The sequence below is a fragment of the Pseudooceanicola marinus genome, assembly GCF_020177265.1.
Classification (GTDB): domain Bacteria; phylum Pseudomonadota; class Alphaproteobacteria; order Rhodobacterales; family Rhodobacteraceae; genus Pseudooceanicola; species Pseudooceanicola marinus_A.
In genome coordinates, this window is sequence record NZ_JAIVMC010000004.1 from 112,364 (window position 1) to 130,072 (window position 17,709).

Consider the following 17,709-nt stretch of genomic DNA (forward strand, 5'->3'; position numbering starts at 1 on the left):
GCCATGCTTGGACAGATCATCTTCGACCCGCTTCTGCCCTGGGCCGTCTGGGCCGTTCTGGCCGCGCTGACGGTGACGGGCGTGGTCCTGGCGGTCTGGCGCGGGCTTGCCGGCTGGGCCTGGCGCGGCGCGGCGGCGGCGGTGGTGCTGGCGGCGCTGGCCGGTCCCTCGTTGCGGCAGGAGGATCGCAGCCCGCTGTCGGACATCGTGTTGCTGGTCGAGGATCGCTCTGCCTCGCAACGCCTGGGCGACCGCGCGGCACAGACGGAACAGGCCGCCGAAACCCTCGCCGCCCGCATCGCCGCGCGCGACAATACCGAGCTGCGCCGGATCGAGGTCGGCGATGGTGAGGGCGACAGCGGCACCCTGCTGATGACCGCCCTCAGCGAGGCCCTGGCGGAGGAGCCGCGCGGGCGCATCGCCGGGGTGATCCTGCTCTCCGACGGGCGGGTGCATGACATCGACCAGCTGCCCGGCCTGCCCGCGCCGATGCACCTGCTGCTGTCCGGCACGCCCGAGGACTGGGACCGCCGGTTGATGGTCAGCAATGCCCCGGCCTTCGGCATCCTGGGCGAGGAGGTCCTGCTGACCCTGCGGATCGAGGACGAAGGCGCCGTGCCCGAGGACCTGGGCGAGGTGGCCGAGCTGGCCATTTCCGTCGATGGCGGCCCGCCGCAAAGCTACGGTCTGCCCGTGGGCGAGGAGGTCGAGATCCCGGTCGTGCTGCCGCACGGCGGGCGCAACGTAATCCGCTTCACCACGCCCGAACAGGATGGCGAGCTGACCGATCGCAACAATTCCGCCATCGTGCAGATGAACGGCGTGCGCGACCGGCTGTCGGTCCTGCTGGTCTCCGGCGAGCCGCATCCGGGCGGGCGCACCTGGCGCAACCTGCTGAAATCAGACAGTTCCGTCGACCTGGTGCATTTCACCATCCTGCGGCCACCGTCGAAACAGGACGGCGTGCCGGTGTCGGAACTGTCGCTGATCGCCTTCCCCACGCGGGAGCTGTTCATGGACAAGATCGAGGATTTCGACCTCATCATCTTCGATCGCTACAAACGGCGCGGTATCTTGCCGGCGCTCTACCTCGACAACATCCGCAACTACGTGGAAACGGGCGGCGCGGTTCTGATCGCCGCCGGGCCCGATTTCGCCTCGGCCGAGTCGCTCTACCGCTCGCCTCTGGCCGAGGTGCTGCCGGGCCGGCCCACGGCGCGGGTGGTGGAGGAGGGCTATCGCCCTGCCGTCACCGACCTGGGCCATCGTCACCCGGTCACCGCCGGGCTGGAGGAGGCCTGGGACGGCGACTGGGGCCGCTGGATGCGTCAAGTCGAGCTGACCCCGGAACGCGGCCAGGTGGTGATGTCAGGCGCGGGTGACCGGCCGTTGCTGATCCTCGACCGGGTGGGCGAGGGCCGTGTGGCGCAACTGGCCTCCGATCAGCCCTGGCTGTGGAATCGCGGCTTCGAGGGCGGCGGGCCGCAGCTGGAATTGCTGCGCCGCCTGGCCCATTGGATGATGAAGGAACCCGAGCTGGAGGAGGAGGCCCTGACCGCCGAGGCTCAGGGGCAGCGGATGGTGATCACCCGCCGGTCGCTGTCGGACAGCGTGGGCGGCGTCACCGTGATCGCGCCCGACGGGACCGAGACGGAGCTGGCGCTGGAGGAGGTCTCGCCCGGGCGTTTCCAGGCCCAGTTCGAAGGCCCCGAGATTGGCCTTTACCGGCTGACCTCCGGTGATCTGAGCTCCGTCATCGGCCTTGGCCCTGCCGCGCCCCGCGAGTTCGAGGAGACGATTGCCAGCGGCGACGTGATGGCCGAGGCGGTGGAGGCCACGCGCGGCGGGGTGCGCAATCTCTCCGACGGTCTGCCCGGCCTGCGCGACGTGCGACCCGGGCGTCCGGCGGCGGGGCGCGGCTGGATCGGCCTGACCCCGCGCGAGGCTTACGAGACCCGCTCGGTCCGCCAGATCCCGCTTCTGCCGCCCTGGCTGGTCCTGCTGCTGTCGGCGGGCCTTATCCTGGCAGGCTGGCTGCGCGAAGGGCGCCGCTGAGGGGCCCTCCGCTCAGGTCCCGGCGGCGATCCGGCAGGCCAGCCACAGCCGCGCCTTGCGCGCGCTCAGCTCGTCACAGGGCAGGACGCCAAGCGCGGTGATCTCGGCCATGCAGCCGGGGTAGTCGTAATCCGGCCCCAGCCGACCCGACAGGGTGGAGGAGGTGACGGCCATCGGCACGCCGGCCTCGCGCAGCGCGGCGATCTCGGGCATCCAGTCGGGCGGCACCTGGCCGCGCCCCAGCCCGTCCAGCACCAGCCCCTGCGCCCCGCTGTCCACGGCGGCGCGCAGCAGCAGAGGCGAGGCTTCCATCGCGGCCGGCAGGATGTCGACCCGGGGCAGGGGGGCGGTGAGGCCCGGGAACCGTTCCGGCAGGTGCGCCGGGCGGCGCATGTCGATGAAGGCGCCGTCGACCAGCCCAAGCGCCCCGTGCCCGGGCGAATCGAACCCGCGCAGCCGGTGGGAGCTGACCTTGCGTACATGCAGGGCCTCATGCACCTCCTGGTCGAAGACCAGCAGCGCGCCCGCGCCCCGCGCCGCCGGGTGCGCCGCCACGGTGATCGCATCGCGGATGTTCGGCCCCGCGTCGGACCCCAGGGCATAGGGCACCCGCTGCGCCCCGGTCAGCACCAGCCCGGCGCCCGGCAGATCGCAGATCATGTCGAGCAGGAAGGCGCTGTCCTCCAGCGTGTCGGTGCCCTGCGACACGACCACGCCCGCCGCGCCCTCGGCCACCGCGGCTTGCGCCGCATCGCGCACGGCGAAGAGATCGGCGAAGGTCAGCGCGTTGGAGGCCTTCTGCGCCAGGGTCTCGACCTGCAGCGTGACGGGGGTGTCGAGGCCAAGCGCCTCGATCAGTGCCTCGCCCGTCATGGCGCCGGCCCGTGCCCGCCCGCTGTCGCTACGGATCGAGGCGATGGTGCCGCCAAGGGCGATCAGGGTGATCTTGGGTTGCGTGCCGGTCTGGGGGGTATCGGTCATGGGGGCCTCGCTGCGGGTCATCCAGCCCTTTCGATAACCTGCCCGCCCCGTCTTGCCCAGAGGCGGAGGCGGCGACGACCATGGTGGGGGCTGCGCAAAAGCAGGGAGGCCCAGGGGGCCGCGCGCCTGCCTGCGAAACCGGCAGGACGGGGGGCAAACCGGCCCTCGCTGCGGAAAGTCTTGGCGCGCGGTGCCCGTTCGCTCGACAGCGAGGCCTGCGCCGGTGTCGCCTGTCTGCAAGGACGCGACAGGAGGGGCAATCCCATGGCAGAGAAAGAAATTCTGGTCGGTTTCGGCGTGGACGTAGACGCGGTGGCGGGCTGGCTCGGCTCCTACGGGGGCGAGGACAGCCCCGACGACATCTCGCGCGGCATGTTCGCGGGCGAGGTGGGCGTGCCGCGCCTGCTGCGGCTCTTCGAGCGGTACAATCTGACCACCACCTGGTTCATGCCCGGCCATTCGATCGAGACCTTCCCCGAGCAGATGAAGGCCGTGGCGGAGGCCGGCCACGAGGTCGGCGTGCATGGCTACAGCCACGAAAATCCCATCGCCATGACACGTGAGCAGGAAGAGGCGGTGCTGGACCATTGCATCGAGCTGATCACGAAACTGACCGGCAGGAAACCCCGGGGCTATGTCGCGCCCTGGTGGGAATTTTCCAACGTCACCAACGAGTTGCTGCTGGAGCGCGGGATCTTCTACGACCATTCCCTGATGCATGACGACCACACCCCCTACCGGGTGCGCGTCGGCGACAGCTGGACCAAGATCGACTACACCGCCCACGCGCAGGACTGGATGAAACCGCTGGTGCGCGGCGCCGAAACCGACCTGATCGAGATCCCGGCCAGTTGGTATCTGGATGACCTGCCGCCGATGATGTTCATCAAGGGCAGCCCCAATTCGCACGGCTTCGTCAATCCGCGCGACATCGAACAGCTGTGGCGCGACCAGTTCGACTGGGTCTACCGCGAAATGGACTACGCGATCTTCCCGATCACCATTCACCCCGACGTGTCGGGCCGTCCGCAGGTTCTGATGATGCTGGAACGGCTGATCAAGCATTTCCAGGCCCATGAGGGCGTGCGCTTCGTCACCATGGAAGAGATGGCCGAGGATTACGACCGTCGCTTCCCTCGCGCCTGATGTGCGCGCTCTGCGGTATCCTGGGGGGCGATGACCACTGGTCGGACGCCGTGCCGCGCGCGGGTGTCTATACCCGCCGCGACGGTCCCCAGGCGCGGCGGGCCGAGGCGGCGCGGCGCGCCAAGGTGCTGAACGCCGTGCTGGCCTCGCGTGGGCTGAAATTCCGCGACTGGCAGGGGCAGTACATCCTTCAGACCCTGACCGGGCAGACGCAGGTGCTGTCCATGATCTCCCACGTCTGGGCCGAGGGCGGGCGGATGACGGGCCGGCCGATGGATCCGCTGGACCCGGCCTGGCTGGCGCGGATCGAGGACGCCGTGCCTGACGAGGGCGGTGCCGCATGATCCCCGTCACCGTGCTGACCGGCCAGTTGGGCGCGGGCAAGACGACCCTGCTGCAACGGCTGCTCACCAGCCCGCAGATGGCGGGCACCGCCGTGCTGGTCAACGAATTCGGCGAGATCGGCCTGGACCATGAGCTGCTGACCCCGCTGGAGGGGGAGGTGACGCTGCTGCGGTCCGGCTGCATCTGCTGCACCGTGCGCGATGACATTGCGGGCGCCATCCGAGACCTGATCGACCGCGCCGCGCGAGGGCAGATCCCGCCGCTGACGCGCGTGATGATCGAGACGACGGGCCTGGCCGATCCCTTCCCCGTGCTGTCCACCCTGTCGGCCGATCCGGTGCTGCGCAGCCATGTCGCGCCGGGCGGCGTCATCACCGTGGTCGATGCGATCAACGGGCCCGATGCCCTGGCCGAGGCGGGCGGCATGGCGCGGCGCCAGGTGGCCGCCGCCGACGTGATCGCCCTGGCCAAGCGGGACCTGTCGGTGCCCGCCCAGACGCAGGGCACGCTTGACCAGTTGCACCGGCTGAACCCGGTGGCACAGCTGACCTTCGCCGATGCGCCGCTGTCGCGCCTGCTGCCGCAGGGGCCGCGCGACTGGCCGGAGGCGCCGGAGACGCCGGCGGTTGCGGCCCCCGGCAGCGGCCACGGCCACGCTGACCTGGACGGTATCCGCACCCTGACCATCACCCGGCCCGGCGCGATCAACTGGACGGCCTTCGGTCTGTGGCTGACCGCGCTGCTGGACAGCCACGGCGACCGCATCCACCGCGTGAAGGGCGTGCTGGAGGTCGATCCGGGCGGCCCGCCGGTGCTGATCAACGCCGTGGGCTGGCTGGTGCATCCGCCGCAGCACCTGACGCGCTGGCCCGAAGGGGTGCCCCATACACGGCTCGTCTTCATCTTCGAGGATCTGGAGCCGGAGCGGATCCGACGATCGTTTGAGGCCTTCGACCGGCTGGGCCATGCCGTCGCGCCGCTTCCGGGCTGAGTCGCCGGCGCAGGTGCGCCTGGGCGAATTGCCTGTCCGTGCCGCAGGACTTGCCCCTGCGTGCGCCCGCTTGGCCCAGTTTGTGGCGCCAGCAGCCGCGCGGGCGCCTCCCCGGTGCCGCCTGGCCCCTGAAATCGCCCGAAACTGACCATTCTTCCGGCAGATCGCCAGTCTGACCCCGGGTCATACCGCGCCTCGTCTTGCACGCAGGGCCATGCGCTTCGCAGGATCATCCCATCCGGTACACCCCCGTACCGGCCCCATGCAGACGGAGAGGGTGATGCAGACAGAGGCAAGCGGCTGGCAGAGGTTTTCGACCACCTCGATCCCGCGCGGCGAACGGCTGGCCTTCTGGCAGGAGTCGGCGAATGAGCTGTTCCCCTCGACCATCGTCACCGGGTCGCCGGAAGAGGATTTCTTCGGCTCCGTCTCCTGGATGCAGTTCGGCGAGGTGGTGCTGGCCGATTTCGTCTCCACCGCGATGGAGGTCAGCCGCGCCGAGGAGCATATCGCGCGCAACGACGCCTGGTACGAGGTCTGCCTTCAGGTCGAAGGCGATTGCGAGCTGACCCAGGGCGGCCGCACCGTCACCGTGCGCCCGCGTGAGATGGTGCTTTACGACAGCCAGCAACCCTATCGCATGGTCTTCAAGGGGCCCTACCGGCAGATCGCGCTGAAACTGCCGCGCCGGTTGCTGCAGGATCGGGTGCCCTGCCTGGATACGCTGATCGTGCGACAGATCTCGGGCCAGTCCCTGCCGGGGCGGTTCCTGTTCGATTTCATCATCACCATGTGCGAGGTGAAGGGCGAAAGCGCGCGCGACAGCCTGATCTCGCGGCTGGAAAGCCATGTGGTCGACCTGCTGGCCACCGCCCTGTCGGAGATCGCCCAGGATCAGCCCCTCTCGGCCAACCGCCAGGCGCAGCTGGCCCGGGTGAAGGCGCATATCCTGGCCCATCTGGACGAACCGAGCCTGTGTCCTGCGGAGATTGCCCGGTCGCAATCCATCTCCCTGCGGTCCCTCTACGAGCTGTTCGAGGGCGAGGACCTGCAGGTGTCGAAGTGGATCAAGGCGCAGCGACTGGAACGGATCCGCAAGGATCTGGGCGACAGCCTGCTGTCCTCCTGGCCGATCACCACCATCGCCCTGCGCCGGGGCTTCAAGGATTTCTCCCACTTCTCCCGCGCCTTCCGGGCGCAATACGGGATCTCGCCGCGCGCCTATCGCAAGTCGCGGCTCAGCTAACTTTCAGGAATTCGCAATGCGTCTTTGGATCAGGAACCCGCTGGCCATCATGGCCGAGGGGGCAGGGGGCGGCCTTGTCGTCGAGGATGGCCGGATCGTCGAACTTGTGGCGGCGGGGCGTCAGCCCGCGCAGCCGGTGGACGAGGTGCAGGATGCCTCCGCCCATGTCGTCATCCCGGGGCTGGTGAACACCCACCACCATTTCTTCCAGACGCTGACGCGGGCGCATCCGCAGGCGATCAACAAGGAGCTGTTCCCCTGGCTGAAGACGCTCTACCCGCTGTGGGGCGCGCATCTGAACCGCGACACCTTCCGCCTGGGCGTGCGGCTGGCGCTGGTCGAACTGTTGATGTCGGGCTGCACCACGGCCTCCGATCACCTGTTCGTCTTCGCCGATGACATGGCGGACGCGGTGGACATCGAGGCGGAGGAGGCGCGCGCCCTTGGCATGCGGATCGGGCTGACCCGCGGGGCGCTGAACATGGGCACCAAGTCCGGCGGCATCGCGGATGAACGGCTGATCCAGGACTACGACACCATGCTGGCCGACTGCGAGAGGGTCCTGGGCCGTTACCACGACCGCAGCGAGGGCAGCATGTCCACCGTGGCCCTTGCCCCCTGTGCGCCCTTCAACGTGACCCGCGACATGATGGTCGACACCGCCGAGATGGCGGAGAAACACGATTGCCGCCTGCACACGCACCTGGGCGAAACCCATGACGAGGATGAGTTCTGTCTGGCGAAATACGGCATGCGCCCGCTGGACTACCTCGAAGACACCGGATGGATGTCGTCGCGCGTCTGGTTGGCGCACGGGATCCATTTCAATGACGAGGAGATCGCCCGCATCGGCAAATGCGGCATGGGCGTCTGTCATTGCCCGACGTCCAACATGGTGCTGGCCTCGGGCCAGTGCCGCACGAAGGAACTGGAGGCGGCGGGCGCCGTCATCGGGCTGGGCGTCGATGGCTCGGCCTCCAACGACAACTCCAACCTGATGGAAACGGTGCGCCACGCGCTGATGCTGGGACGGCTGACCTATGGCTCTGCGGCGGTGACGCATCTGGATGCGCTTGGCTGGGCCACCGAAGGGTCGGCAAAATTGCTGGGGCGCGACGACATCGGGGTGATTGCGCCGGGCAAACAGGCGGACCTGGCGATGTACACGCTGGACGAGCTGCGCTTTTCCGGCGCGGGCGATCCGCTGGCCGCATTGGTCCTGTGCGGCGCGCACCGGGCCGACCGGGTGATGGTCGCGGGGCAGTGGCGCGTGGTCGATGGCCTGCCCCTGGGCGTCGATCTGGAGGCGCTGCGCCGCGATCACGGGGCCGCTGCCGCGCGGTTCCTGCAGGCGGTGTGATCCGCCCGGCGTGGCCTTGGAACTCGGGCCACAAAGATGTGCACCGGGGACCATGTTTTGCCGCGCCGCGACGCCAGAGGCCGCGATGGCCCGGCGGCGCGCCCCGTCCGATACTACCCGTGGCGGCCCCATGGGATGGTCGCGACAGATAGGAAAGAACGCCCCATGGTCTATCGACAGTTGGAGACCCGGCAATGGCAGGACCTGGACGAGGCGCATTACCTGCACCCGTTCACCGATCACAAGGCGCTGCGATCCAGCCATTCCCGCGTCGCCGTGCGCGGCGAAGGCGTCTATGTCTGGGACACCGAAGGGGACCGGATCATCGACGGGTTGTCGGGCCTGGGCTGCGTCACCATCGGCTATGGCCGCAAGGAGCTGGTCGAAGCCGCAACGGCGCAGATGACCGACCTCAGCTTCTGCCAGTCCTTCTTCAACACCTCGCACCCCGCCGCCATCCGACTGGCCGAGAAGCTGGTGCAGATCACGCCCGAGGGGCTGAACCACGTCTTCTTCCAGTGCTCGGGGTCGGAGGCGAACGAGACCGCCGTGCGCGCCATCCGCCGCTACTGGAAGCTGAAGGGCCAGCCGGACAAGCGGATGATCATCGCCCGGGAAAAGGCCTATCACGGGTCCACCCAGGTGGCCGCCTCGCTGTCGGGCCTGCCCGACATGCACGAGGCCGGGGGCGATCTGCCGCTGGATTTCATCACCCATGTCGGCACGCCTTACGCCTACCGCAACAAGCCCGAAGGCATGTCGGACGAGGATTTCGGCGAGCTGGCCGCCAGTTGGCTTGAGGACAAGATCCTGGAACTTGGGCCTGAGAACGTCGCCGCCTTCTACGCCGAACCGGCGCAATCTGCTGGCGGCTCGATCTGCCCGCCGATGACCTACTGGCCCGCGATCCAGAAGATCTGCCGCAAGTACGACGTGCTGCTGGCCGTGGACGAGGTGGTCATGGGCTTTGGCCGCACCGGCAAGTGGTTCGGCAGCTTCTACTACGGCATCCAGCCGGACTTCATGCAGCTGGGGAAGGGTCTGACCTCGGGCTACCTGCCGCTGTCGGCTTGCCTGATGTCGGACCGCGTGGCCGATGTGCTGATCGAGGACGGGGGCGAATGGGCGCATGGCTATACCTACTCGGGCCATCCGTCCTGCTGCGCCGTGGCCCTGGCCAATATCGAGGTGTTGCAAAGCGAGGGCATCGTCGAACGCGCCGAGGCGGAACTGGTGCCGCATTTCGAGGCCAAGCTGGCTGAGTTCGTGGATCATCCGCTGGTCGGCAATGTCCGCTCCGTCGGGCTGATGGCGGGGATCGAACTGGTCGCAAACAAGGCAACCGGCGAGGCGTTTCCCTTTGAACAGCGCGTCGGCAATCAATGTTCGGTCGAGGCGTTGAAACTGGGTCTGGCCTTCCGCGACAACGGTGACACCATGGCGCTGATGCCGCCGCTGGTGATGACCATCGCCGAGATGGACGAGATGTTCGCCATCGCTCGCCAGGCCATCGACGCCACGGCCAAGAAACTGGGGATCATGTGAATGACCCATTGGGGTGAGTTCTATATCGGCGGTGTCTGGGTGGCGCCCCTGTCCGACACGACCGGACCCGTGGTGAACCCCGCCACGGGCGAGGAGATCGCCCGGGTGGCCTGGGGGACGGCGGCGGATGTCGACCGCGCCGTTGCCGCCGCCCGTGCCGCCTTCCCGGCCTGGGCCGCCACCCCGGTGGCCGAACGCGTGGCCCTGCTGCGCCGCATCGCGGATGTCTTCAAGGCCCGCAAGGCGGAGCTGGAACAGGCGGTCACCGCCGAGATGGGCTCCCCCGCCGATCTGTCGGACTGGATGCAGACCGACAGCTCCGTCATCTATTTCAACCAGGCCGCCGATACCGCCGAGGGCTTCGCCTTCGAACAGCCCCATGGCACCACCCGGCTGCGCTATGAACCCATCGGGGTGGCCGGGCTGATCACGCCCTGGAACTGGCCGCTGAACCAGATCGTGACCAAGCTGGGCCCGGCGCTGGCCGCCGGCTGTACGGTGGTGCTGAAACCCTCGGAAATCTCGCCGCTGTCGGCGCTGATCCTGGCCGAGGTGCTGGCCGAGGCGGGCGTGCCTGCGGGCGTCTTCAACCTGGTCAACGGATCGGGGCCGGAGGTCGGCGCGGCCATCGCCGCCCATCCCGGCGTCGACATGGTGTCCTTCACCGGCTCCACCCGCGCGGGTGTGGAGATTGCCCGCACCGCCGCCCCCACGGTGAAGCGGGTACATCAGGAGCTGGGCGGCAAATCCGCCAATATCGTCCTGCCCGATGCCGATCTCGACCTGGCGCTGGTCGACGGAGTGGGGCGCATCTTCATCAACTCCGGTCAAAGCTGCATCGCGCCTTCGCGCATGCTGATCCCCCGCGAAAGGCAGGAAGAGATCGAGGCGCGGCTGCTGGCCGAGGTCGCCAAGGTCCGAATTGGCGATCCCACCGACCGCACCACCACCATGGGCCCCGTCGCCAATGCCGCGCAGTGGGACCGGGTGCAGGGCTTCATCGCCCGGGGCATCGAGGAGGGCGCGCGCCTGCTGTGCGGCGGGCCAGGCCTGCCCGAGGGCGTCAACCGCGGCTTCTACGTGCGGCCCACGATCTTTGCCGATGTGACCAATGACATGACCATCGCCCGGCAGGAAATCTTCGGCCCCGTGCTGTCGGTGCTGACCTACGACAGCCTGGACGAGGCGGTGCAGATCGCCAACGACAGTGACTACGGGCTGGCCGGCTACGTCTATGGCCGCGACCTGGACCGGGCCGAGGCCGTGGCGCGCCGCATTCGCGCGGGTCGCATCTTCATCAACAACCCGCCCTTTGACTTCTCCGCCCCCTTCGGCGGCTACAAGCAGTCCGGCAACGGGCGGGAGCTGGGGGTCTTCGGGCTGACCGACTTCCTGGAGGTCAAGGCCATGCTGGGCCACCGCAACGGCGAGGAGAGCCAATGAACATGAGCGTCCAGAGCCAGGGCCAGAGCAGCGCCGGGACGGCGGAACCGCCCGTCGACATCCTGGTCGATCACGCGGGCAAGACCTTCGTCACCCGCAAGGCGCAGATCGAGGCGCTGGCCGACGTGTCGCTGAAGGTGCGGCGCGGGGCCTTCGTGGCGCTGATCGGGCCGTCGGGCTGTGGCAAGTCCACCCTGATGCGCATGGTCGCCGGGCTGGAAACGCCGACCGAGGGCGTCGTGCGCATTCGCGGCAACCAGCCGCAGCAATACCGCAACCAGGGCAAGCTGGGCATCGCCTTCCAGGATGCTGCGCTGATGCCCTGGCGGTCGGTCTATCGCAACGTGGCGCTGCCGCTGCAGGTGCTGAAACGCTCGGTCGCCGCCCATGACGCCAAGATCCGCGAGATGATCGACCTGGTAGGGCTGAAGGGCTACGAGGATCACCTGCCGGCGCAGCTGTCGGGGGGGATGCGCCAGCGGGTGGCCATCGCGCGCGCCCTGGTCACCGAGCCCGAGGTGCTGCTGATGGACGAACCCTTCGGCGCGCTGGACCAGATCCTGCGCCGGTCGATGAACATCGAGCTGCAACGCATCTGGAGCCAGCAGAAGGCCACCACCCTGTTGGTCACCCACGGCATCGACGAGGCGGTCTTCCTGGCCGACCAGATCGTCGTCATGCACGCCAAGCCGGGGCGCATCGCGGAAATCGTCGACGTGCCGTTCGAGCGGCCGCGCACCAAGGCGCTGTTCTCCGACCCGGCCTTCCACGCCATGTGCGAAGAGCTGATGGAGAAGCTGCACCCGGGCCATAAGGACGACTGACCCACGGAGCTAGCCAGGTGCGGGCCGCATCCCGATGCCCGGACTAGCAAGGAACCGTCGCGCCCCTCGGGGCGTGGCGGTTTTGCTTTTGGGGTAGCGGGCGTCAGCTGGCGGGGGCCATCCACTCCAGCTCGACGAAGGCGTCACCCGGCGTGCGGATGTAGCAGCAGCGCCCGCCGGGGAAGGCGATGACCTCTCCCAGAACCGTGGCGCCGGCGGTGCGGCAGGTGGTCAGCGTCGTCTCCAGATCGTCGACGTGGAAACAGACATGCCCCGCGCCGGGCCGCCAGGGCAGCGGATCTGCGGGGGGCGGGCCGTCCGGATGGGTGAAGGCGATCAGTTCCAGCACCAGATCCATCCCGGGCGCGCGCATCTGGGTGAAGGCGCACAGAAGCCCCGGGTGCCCCGCCATACGGGCGATGTCGGCGCCCATCTCCTCCTCGACGAAGTCGGGGGCGAAGCCGAAGGCAGCGCGGAAGAACTCCATGGCGGCGGGCAGGTCCGAGACGGTCATCGAGGCGTGGTGAAACCTCATCGCCGGGTTTTCCGCTCCAGGATGCCGACCAGTTCATAGGTCAGGGCCGAGATCAGGATCGAGATCAGCGCCCCGGCCCAGATCGTTTCGTAATCCAGCGCCGGGCGGGCGAGGTTCAGCAGGTTGCCCAGGCCGATGCCCGAGACCAGCCATTCCGCCACCATGACGCCCAGCAGGGCCATCGGCGCCACCATCTTGGCCGCCGCAAAGAGGTAGGAGATGGAATAGGGTATCGCGATGCGCCACAGCAGCTGCCAGCGCGATCCGCCATAGACCGAGACCAGGTCCCGCGCCGCCGAGGGGATCGAGGCGAAGCCCTGGGTCAGCAGCACATAAGCCGGGAAGAAGACCACCAGCATGGCGAGGAAGACCGAGGCCGCCACGCCCCGCCCAAAGGCCAGAACGACAAAGGGCACCAGCGCCACCAGCGGCGTGTTCTGCACCACCATGGCCACCGGCACCAGCGCGCGGGCGACGGCCGGCGACAGGATCGACATCGAGGCCAGCACAAAGGCGAAGGCCAGCCCGGCGATCAGCCCCAGCACCGCCATCGGCAGGGTGATCGATAGCGCCTCCCAGATCGGGAAGGCGTCTTCGGTGAAGATGAAGCGGATCGTGGTCAGCGGCCCCGGCGCGATGATCGAGGGCATGTCGGCCAGGTCGATCAGGAAGGCCCAAAGCAGGAAGGGCACCACGAAGGCCAGCACGCCGAACCCCAGCCGTTCCACCCAGCTGCCGCTGCGCGCGGGCGCGGCCATGGCGGTGGCCAGCGTCGCGCTTTCGGTGGTGCGGCGCAGCCAGACGGCGGGGATCATGAAGATCAGATAGCCGCAGAGCCCGATCATCGAGGTCGAAATGGCGATCCCCCACAGCCGCGTCGGATTGGCCTGCGGCAGGGTCGACAGCAGGAAGGACCCGAAGCCGAACCGCGTGCCCGATCCGAACTCCCCCAGCACCGCGCCCAGCACGGCGATCGGGGCGGCGACGCGCAGCCCGGCGAAGATGGCGGGCAGGGCGCCGCGCAGGCGGACATAGCGCATCAGCGCGCCTTCATGGCCGCCGTAGACCTCGATCAGGTCCGACAGCCTCTGGTCGACCTGCTTCAGCCCCAGCAACATGGTGGACATGGCGGGGAAATAGACCATCAGCGCCGACAGGATCGTCTGCGGCCAGTCGCCCTTGAAGAACAGCACCAGCAGCGGACCGACGACGATGGCGGGCATGGTGTAGATGGCGATGTTCACGCCCCGAAACGCGGTGTCGAGCCAGGGCAGCACGCAGTAGAGCAGCGCCATGACGAAGGCCGCGCCACAGCCTATGGCAAAGCCCGTCGCGGCGATTTTCACCGTGGCCGCGCCGTGCAGCAGGTACAGATCGGCGCCGGTCCACATGTCCCCCAGGATATAGACCGGGCTCGACAGGATCAGTCGTCCCATCCGGGTCTGGGTGCCCAGCAGGTGCCAGACCAGCAGCACCGACAGCACCAGCGCCACCTTCAGCGCGATCAGCGCCGCAGGGGACCGCAGCAGCGCCAGCAGCGGGCGGGGGGCGGTTTCGGGCAGGGGCAGCGTATCGGACATGATCGGTCGGGCCTTTGCTGGGGCGGACGGGACGCGCCATCCTGGTCGCATGAAGCCTGCCCGCAAACTGGATCGCGGCGCCAGAATCGCGCGTCGCTCGGCGGCGCGGCAAAACTTGGCCGCAGGTGCGCCTGCCTTGCGATAGGGGCGCCACCGGGCCGCAGGCGGGCCAGATTGGCCAGGGTTTTGTGCAATTCCTGTGCAAAGGCCGGGAAACGGTGTCGCGGCGTTTTCCGCCGCCGAGTCCCGAAAATCCCGCCCGGAACGGCAAAAACGGGGCGAAATAGCGCGCTCTGCATGGATTTCATGCGCTTTGCAAATCGCATTTGCTGCTTCGCAGAAACCGTCAAGTCAGCGCGCATGACAGGCCAAGCCAGCCAAATTGACCGCGCCCGGATCCGCTACCTAGGCTGGGTCCTATCGCCGGGAACCGGAAAAACGGACCGCGCCAGGAAAACGATAACCTCACCCAACAGGATCTTCCCCATGACCAAGCTTTCCCGTCGCGCCTTCACCGCCTCTGCCCTGGGCGGTCTGGCCGCTGCCTCCGTCCCCGGCCGCCTGTTCGCGCAGGATCTGACCACGCTGACCCTTCAGGCCATCTGGATCAACGACCCCGAATTCAACGGCTACTACATCGCCATGGAAGAAGGGTACTACGCCGACGAGGGTCTGAAGATCGACTATATCCCCGGCGGCCCCGACGTGATCCCCCAGGCCTCTTTGCTGACCGGCAAGGCCGATATCGCGCTGGTCTCGCCCATGGAAACCGCCGAGGCGATCTTTGAAAAAGGCGCCGATTTCAAGGTGATCGGCGCCCAGTTCCAGAAAAGCCCCGACTCGGTGATCTTCCTGAAGGACAGCGGCATCGAGACGATGAAGGATCTGGAGGGCCGCACCGTTGCCTGCCCGCCGCTTAACGTCGGCCCCTTCAAGGTCGTCCTCGGCCTGGCCGGTGTCGACGGCGAAAAGGTGAACTTCGTCCCCTATACCTTCGACCCGACCCCGCTGGTCGCCGGTCAGGTGGACGCGGTCGTCGATTTCATGACCTCGATGCCCTATGTGATCAGCCAGGCCGCCGGCAAGGAATCCGATTTCATCCTCTTCTCCGACGTGGGCATGGTGATGGGCCAGGACCTGGTCTGCGCCAATGTGGAAACCATCGAGACCCGTCGCGAAGACCTGGTGGGCTTCCTGCGCGCCTCGCGCCGCGGCTGGGAAAAGGAATTCGAGGCCCCCGGCAAGGCCGCGCTGGAATGGGAAGACAGCTGGTTCAAGGGCAACGGCTATACCCCCGACATGACCCAGTTCCATTCGAACATCCAGGTCGACCTGATCCAGCATCCCGACGGGATCTTCGCCATGGACGACGAATGGATCGCTGCTACGATCGAGTCGATGCACAAGGTGGGGATCGAGGCCGACGAGAGCATGTTCGATACCTCGCTTCTGAAAGAAATCTGAGCCGGATCGAATGACTGACAAGACCACCGGGCCAAGCGCCCTGTTCACCCCCCTGATCGTCAGGGGGGTGACGTTTCATAACCGCCTTCTCCTGTCCCCCATGTGCCAGTACGCCGCCGAGGATGGCCGCGCGACGGGCTGGCATTTCGATCACTACGCCCACATGGCCATGTCCGGTCTGGGCGGCGCCCTGATCGAGGCGACGGCGGTGCAGCCCGAGGGGCGGATCACGCCGGATTGCCTCGGGGCATGGTCGGATGACCAGATCCCCGGGTTGGCGATGATCGCCGAGGCGTTTCACCGTCACGGTGTCCCCGCAGGAGTGCAACTGGCGCATGCGGGCCGCAAGGCCTCGACCGAGCCGCCCTGGAACGGGGCGAAATTCCTGCCCGCAGGCGACCCGCGGCGCTGGACCTGCGTTGCGCCCTCGGCTGTGCCCTACGCCGACGGTTGGCCCGCCCCAGCCGAGCTGAGCCTGGACGACATCGCCGCCCTGCGCGCGGCCTTTGTCGCGGCGGCGCAGCGGGCCATGGCGGCCGGGTTCGATTTCGTCGAGATCCACGGCGCCCACGGCTACCTGCTGCACAGCTTCGTCTCCCCCCTGTCGAACCGGCGCACCGACGGCTACGGCGGGTCCGCCGAGGCGCGGCATCGCCTGCCGGTGGAGATCGCGCAGGACCTGCGCGCCGCCCTGCCCGAGGACATGCCGATCTTCTACCGCGCCTCCTGCGTTGATCGCGTCGAGGGCGGGCTGGACCTGGAGGACACTGTGGCCCTGGCCGCCGCGCTGAAGGGCGTAGGCGTCGACGTGGTGGATTGCTCCGCCGGTGGCATCGCGCCGGGCACCAATGGCTCGCAGGTCGGGGAGGAGATCACGGCCCAGCACGACATGGCCGCACGCGTGCGGGCCGAGGCGGGGGTGGCGACCATGGCCGTGGGCGGCACCCACAGCCCCGCCGTCGCCATGGGCAGCATCGACGACGGTAAGGCTGACCTGGTCGCGGTGGCCAGCGAGATGCTGAACAACTTCGACTTCCCCCGGCAATGCGCCGAGGCGGCGGGCGTGGAGACACCCGATTTCATCCAGCCGCACCGCTACGCCTTCTACAACCAGTTCGCGCGAGGGGCCTCATGACACTGCCCCGCGTGCCCCTGGGGGGCACCGGGCTTTGCGTCAGTCGCATCGGGCTTGGTACCGCGCCTCTAGGGGATTTCTACGCGCATCTGGACGACCATCAGGCCATCGCCACGGTGGAGGCCGCGCTGGCGGCCGGCATCACCCTGCTGGACACCTCGCCGCACTACGGCAACGGCCTGGCCGAACATCGTACCGGCACCGGCCTGCGGTCGGTCCCGCGCGATCAGCTGGTGCTGTCGACCAAGGTGGGCCGGGTGATGGACCCGCACCGCCATGGCTCCGTGGCGGCGCCCGCGCGCGGTTTCGTCGGGTCCCTGCCGCATGCCGCGCGGTTCGACTACAGCTATGACGGGACGATGCGGTCCATCGACCAGTCCCTTCTGCGGCTGGGCACGGACCGGCTGGACCTGGTGCTGATCCACGATGTGGACAGCTGGACCCATGGCGAGGCGATGATCGAGGCCCGTTATCGTCAGGCGCTGGATGGCGCCACGCGGGCGCTGGCGGAGCTGAAGGGGCAGGGGGTGATCGCCGGCTACGGGCTGGGTCTCGATGACCACGAGATGGCCGAGCGGTTCCTGGGCGATGCGGATTATGACGTGGTGCTGCTCGCCGGGCGCTATTCCCTGCTGGAACAGCCAGCGCTTGCCACGATGATGCCCCGGGCGCAGGCCAGGGGCACGGCGCTGATCCTGGGCGGGGTGTTCAACTCCGGCATCCTGGCCACCGGCGCGGTGCCGGGGGCGAAATACAATTATGCCGAGGCCGGGCCGGACGTCCTCGACCGGGTTGCCCGGATCGAGCGGATCTGCGCCGCCCATGGCACCGCGCTGCCCCATGCGGCGCTGCACTTCGCCCTCGCGCATCCGGCCGTCGCCTCGGTCGTCCTCGGCGCCGTGCGTCCCGAGGAGGTCACCCGCAACATCGCCGCCCTGCAGGCGGAGATCCCCTCCGCCCTCTGGGCCGACCTGAGGGGCGAGGGCCTGCTGGACCCCGCCGCCCCGGTGCCCGACTAGGGCTGGGCGGCGGCCTCCTCGGCCCTGCCGGGCCTCCTCG

At 68.4% G+C, this 17,709-nt stretch carries 15 protein-coding genes; 12 read left to right on the forward strand and 3 right to left on the reverse strand.

From position 1 onward, the window contains the following. The first annotated feature begins 3 nt into the window (after positions 1-3). Positions 4-2,055: a hypothetical protein gene (locus LC066_RS07605; RefSeq protein ID WP_224897693.1), complete on the forward strand. Its 2,052-nt coding sequence runs from the start codon at positions 4-6 to the stop codon at positions 2,053-2,055. Between the two features lie 12 nt (positions 2,056-2,067). Here LC066_RS07605 and LC066_RS07610 read toward each other — a convergent pair whose 3' ends face one another. After that, positions 2,068-3,036, reverse strand: a complete 969-nt coding sequence (locus LC066_RS07610) for an asparaginase (RefSeq protein WP_224897695.1) — start codon at positions 3,034-3,036, stop codon at positions 2,068-2,070. A 264-nt stretch (positions 3,037-3,300) separates the two neighbouring features. On the opposite strand from LC066_RS07610, the gene LC066_RS07615 reads away from it, so the two are divergent. The 8 genes from LC066_RS07615 (at position 3,301) to LC066_RS07650 (ending at position 11,936) form a co-directional block, all read left to right on the forward strand. Further along, the gene (locus LC066_RS07615) at positions 3,301-4,182 is read left to right on the forward strand and encodes a polysaccharide deacetylase family protein (protein ID WP_224897697.1); all 882 of its coding nucleotides are present in this window, start codon (positions 3,301-3,303) and stop codon (positions 4,180-4,182) included. Then, positions 4,182-4,526 carry a hypothetical protein gene (locus tag LC066_RS07620; RefSeq protein ID WP_224897699.1) on the forward strand — a complete coding sequence of 115 codons (345 nt, stop codon included), beginning with the start codon at positions 4,182-4,184 and terminating at the stop codon, positions 4,524-4,526. Before LC066_RS07615 ends, LC066_RS07620 begins: the two co-directional genes overlap by 1 nt. Further along, entirely contained in the window at positions 4,523-5,518 is a 996-nt protein-coding gene (locus tag LC066_RS07625; protein ID WP_224897701.1) for a CobW family GTP-binding protein, read from the forward strand. Before LC066_RS07620 ends, LC066_RS07625 begins: the two co-directional genes overlap by 4 nt. Before the next feature lie 280 nt (positions 5,519-5,798). Next, positions 5,799-6,764: a helix-turn-helix domain-containing protein gene (locus LC066_RS07630; RefSeq protein ID WP_222477292.1), complete on the forward strand. Its 966-nt coding sequence runs from the start codon at positions 5,799-5,801 to the stop codon at positions 6,762-6,764. Positions 6,765-6,780: 16 nt separating this feature from the next. Then, positions 6,781-8,124 carry an 8-oxoguanine deaminase gene (locus tag LC066_RS07635; RefSeq protein ID WP_224897703.1) on the forward strand — a complete coding sequence of 448 codons (1,344 nt, stop codon included), beginning with the start codon at positions 6,781-6,783 and terminating at the stop codon, positions 8,122-8,124. Between the two features lie 165 nt (positions 8,125-8,289). Continuing rightward, complete coding sequence (locus LC066_RS07640; protein ID WP_224897705.1) at positions 8,290-9,669, forward strand: aminotransferase; 1,380 nt, start codon at positions 8,290-8,292, stop codon at positions 9,667-9,669. Further along, positions 9,670-11,112: an aldehyde dehydrogenase family protein gene (locus tag LC066_RS07645; RefSeq protein ID WP_224897707.1), complete on the forward strand. Its 1,443-nt coding sequence runs from the start codon at positions 9,670-9,672 to the stop codon at positions 11,110-11,112. It begins immediately after the preceding gene. Continuing rightward, positions 11,109-11,936, forward strand: a complete 828-nt coding sequence (locus LC066_RS07650; protein WP_224897709.1) for an ABC transporter ATP-binding protein — start codon at positions 11,109-11,111, stop codon at positions 11,934-11,936. The genes LC066_RS07645 and LC066_RS07650 overlap by 4 nt, the downstream gene beginning before the upstream one ends. A gap of 103 nt (positions 11,937-12,039) precedes the next feature. On the opposite strand, the gene LC066_RS07655 is transcribed toward LC066_RS07650, so the two are convergent. Continuing rightward, complete coding sequence (locus LC066_RS07655; protein ID WP_224897711.1) at positions 12,040-12,471, reverse strand: VOC family protein; 432 nt, start codon at positions 12,469-12,471, stop codon at positions 12,040-12,042. Next, on the reverse strand, positions 12,468-14,051 hold the full coding sequence (locus LC066_RS07660; RefSeq protein WP_224897713.1) for an ABC transporter permease: 1,584 nt from the start codon (positions 14,049-14,051) through the stop codon (positions 12,468-12,470). The genes LC066_RS07655 and LC066_RS07660 overlap by 4 nt, the downstream gene beginning before the upstream one ends. Positions 14,052-14,537: 486 nt before the next feature. Between LC066_RS07660 and LC066_RS07665 the strand changes: the two genes are divergently transcribed. From LC066_RS07665 to LC066_RS07675, 3 genes are read left to right on the forward strand one after another with little or no spacing between them, the layout of a single operon-like run. After that, positions 14,538-15,515 (forward strand): ABC transporter substrate-binding protein, encoded by a 978-nt coding sequence (locus LC066_RS07665; protein WP_224897715.1) that lies wholly within the window; start codon positions 14,538-14,540, stop codon positions 15,513-15,515. Positions 15,516-15,525: 10 nt separating this feature from the next. Further along, positions 15,526-16,650, forward strand: coding sequence for an NADH:flavin oxidoreductase/NADH oxidase (locus LC066_RS07670; RefSeq protein ID WP_224897717.1), 1,125 nt, complete (start codon positions 15,526-15,528; stop codon positions 16,648-16,650). Next, a complete protein-coding gene (locus LC066_RS07675; protein WP_224897719.1) occupies positions 16,647-17,669 on the forward strand; it encodes an aldo/keto reductase in 1,023 nt (340 codons plus the stop codon). The genes LC066_RS07670 and LC066_RS07675 overlap by 4 nt, the downstream gene beginning before the upstream one ends. Positions 17,670-17,709: the final 40 nt, after the last annotated feature.

What these genes read in the sequence shown, in the direction of transcription:
- LC066_RS07605 (WP_224897693.1), top strand. Translation starts at nt 4, where the DNA reads ATGCTTGGACAGATCATCTTCGACCCGCTTCTGCCCTGGGCCGTCTGG.
- LC066_RS07610 (WP_224897695.1), bottom strand. Translation starts at nt 3,036, where the DNA reads ATGACCGATACCCCCCAGACCGGCACGCAACCCAAGATCACCCTGATC.
- LC066_RS07615 (WP_224897697.1), top strand. Translation starts at nt 3,301, where the DNA reads ATGGCAGAGAAAGAAATTCTGGTCGGTTTCGGCGTGGACGTAGACGCG.
- LC066_RS07620 (WP_224897699.1), top strand. Translation starts at nt 4,182, where the DNA reads ATGTGCGCGCTCTGCGGTATCCTGGGGGGCGATGACCACTGGTCGGAC.
- LC066_RS07625 (WP_224897701.1), top strand. Translation starts at nt 4,523, where the DNA reads ATGATCCCCGTCACCGTGCTGACCGGCCAGTTGGGCGCGGGCAAGACG.
- LC066_RS07630 (WP_222477292.1), top strand. Translation starts at nt 5,799, where the DNA reads ATGCAGACAGAGGCAAGCGGCTGGCAGAGGTTTTCGACCACCTCGATC.
- LC066_RS07635 (WP_224897703.1), top strand. Translation starts at nt 6,781, where the DNA reads ATGCGTCTTTGGATCAGGAACCCGCTGGCCATCATGGCCGAGGGGGCA.
- LC066_RS07640 (WP_224897705.1), top strand. Translation starts at nt 8,290, where the DNA reads ATGGTCTATCGACAGTTGGAGACCCGGCAATGGCAGGACCTGGACGAG.
- LC066_RS07645 (WP_224897707.1), top strand. Translation starts at nt 9,670, where the DNA reads ATGACCCATTGGGGTGAGTTCTATATCGGCGGTGTCTGGGTGGCGCCC.
- LC066_RS07650 (WP_224897709.1), top strand. Translation starts at nt 11,109, where the DNA reads ATGAACATGAGCGTCCAGAGCCAGGGCCAGAGCAGCGCCGGGACGGCG.
- LC066_RS07655 (WP_224897711.1), bottom strand. Translation starts at nt 12,471, where the DNA reads ATGAGGTTTCACCACGCCTCGATGACCGTCTCGGACCTGCCCGCCGCC.
- LC066_RS07660 (WP_224897713.1), bottom strand. Translation starts at nt 14,051, where the DNA reads ATGTCCGATACGCTGCCCCTGCCCGAAACCGCCCCCCGCCCGCTGCTG.
- LC066_RS07665 (WP_224897715.1), top strand. Translation starts at nt 14,538, where the DNA reads ATGACCAAGCTTTCCCGTCGCGCCTTCACCGCCTCTGCCCTGGGCGGT.
- LC066_RS07670 (WP_224897717.1), top strand. Translation starts at nt 15,526, where the DNA reads ATGACTGACAAGACCACCGGGCCAAGCGCCCTGTTCACCCCCCTGATC.
- LC066_RS07675 (WP_224897719.1), top strand. Translation starts at nt 16,647, where the DNA reads ATGACACTGCCCCGCGTGCCCCTGGGGGGCACCGGGCTTTGCGTCAGT.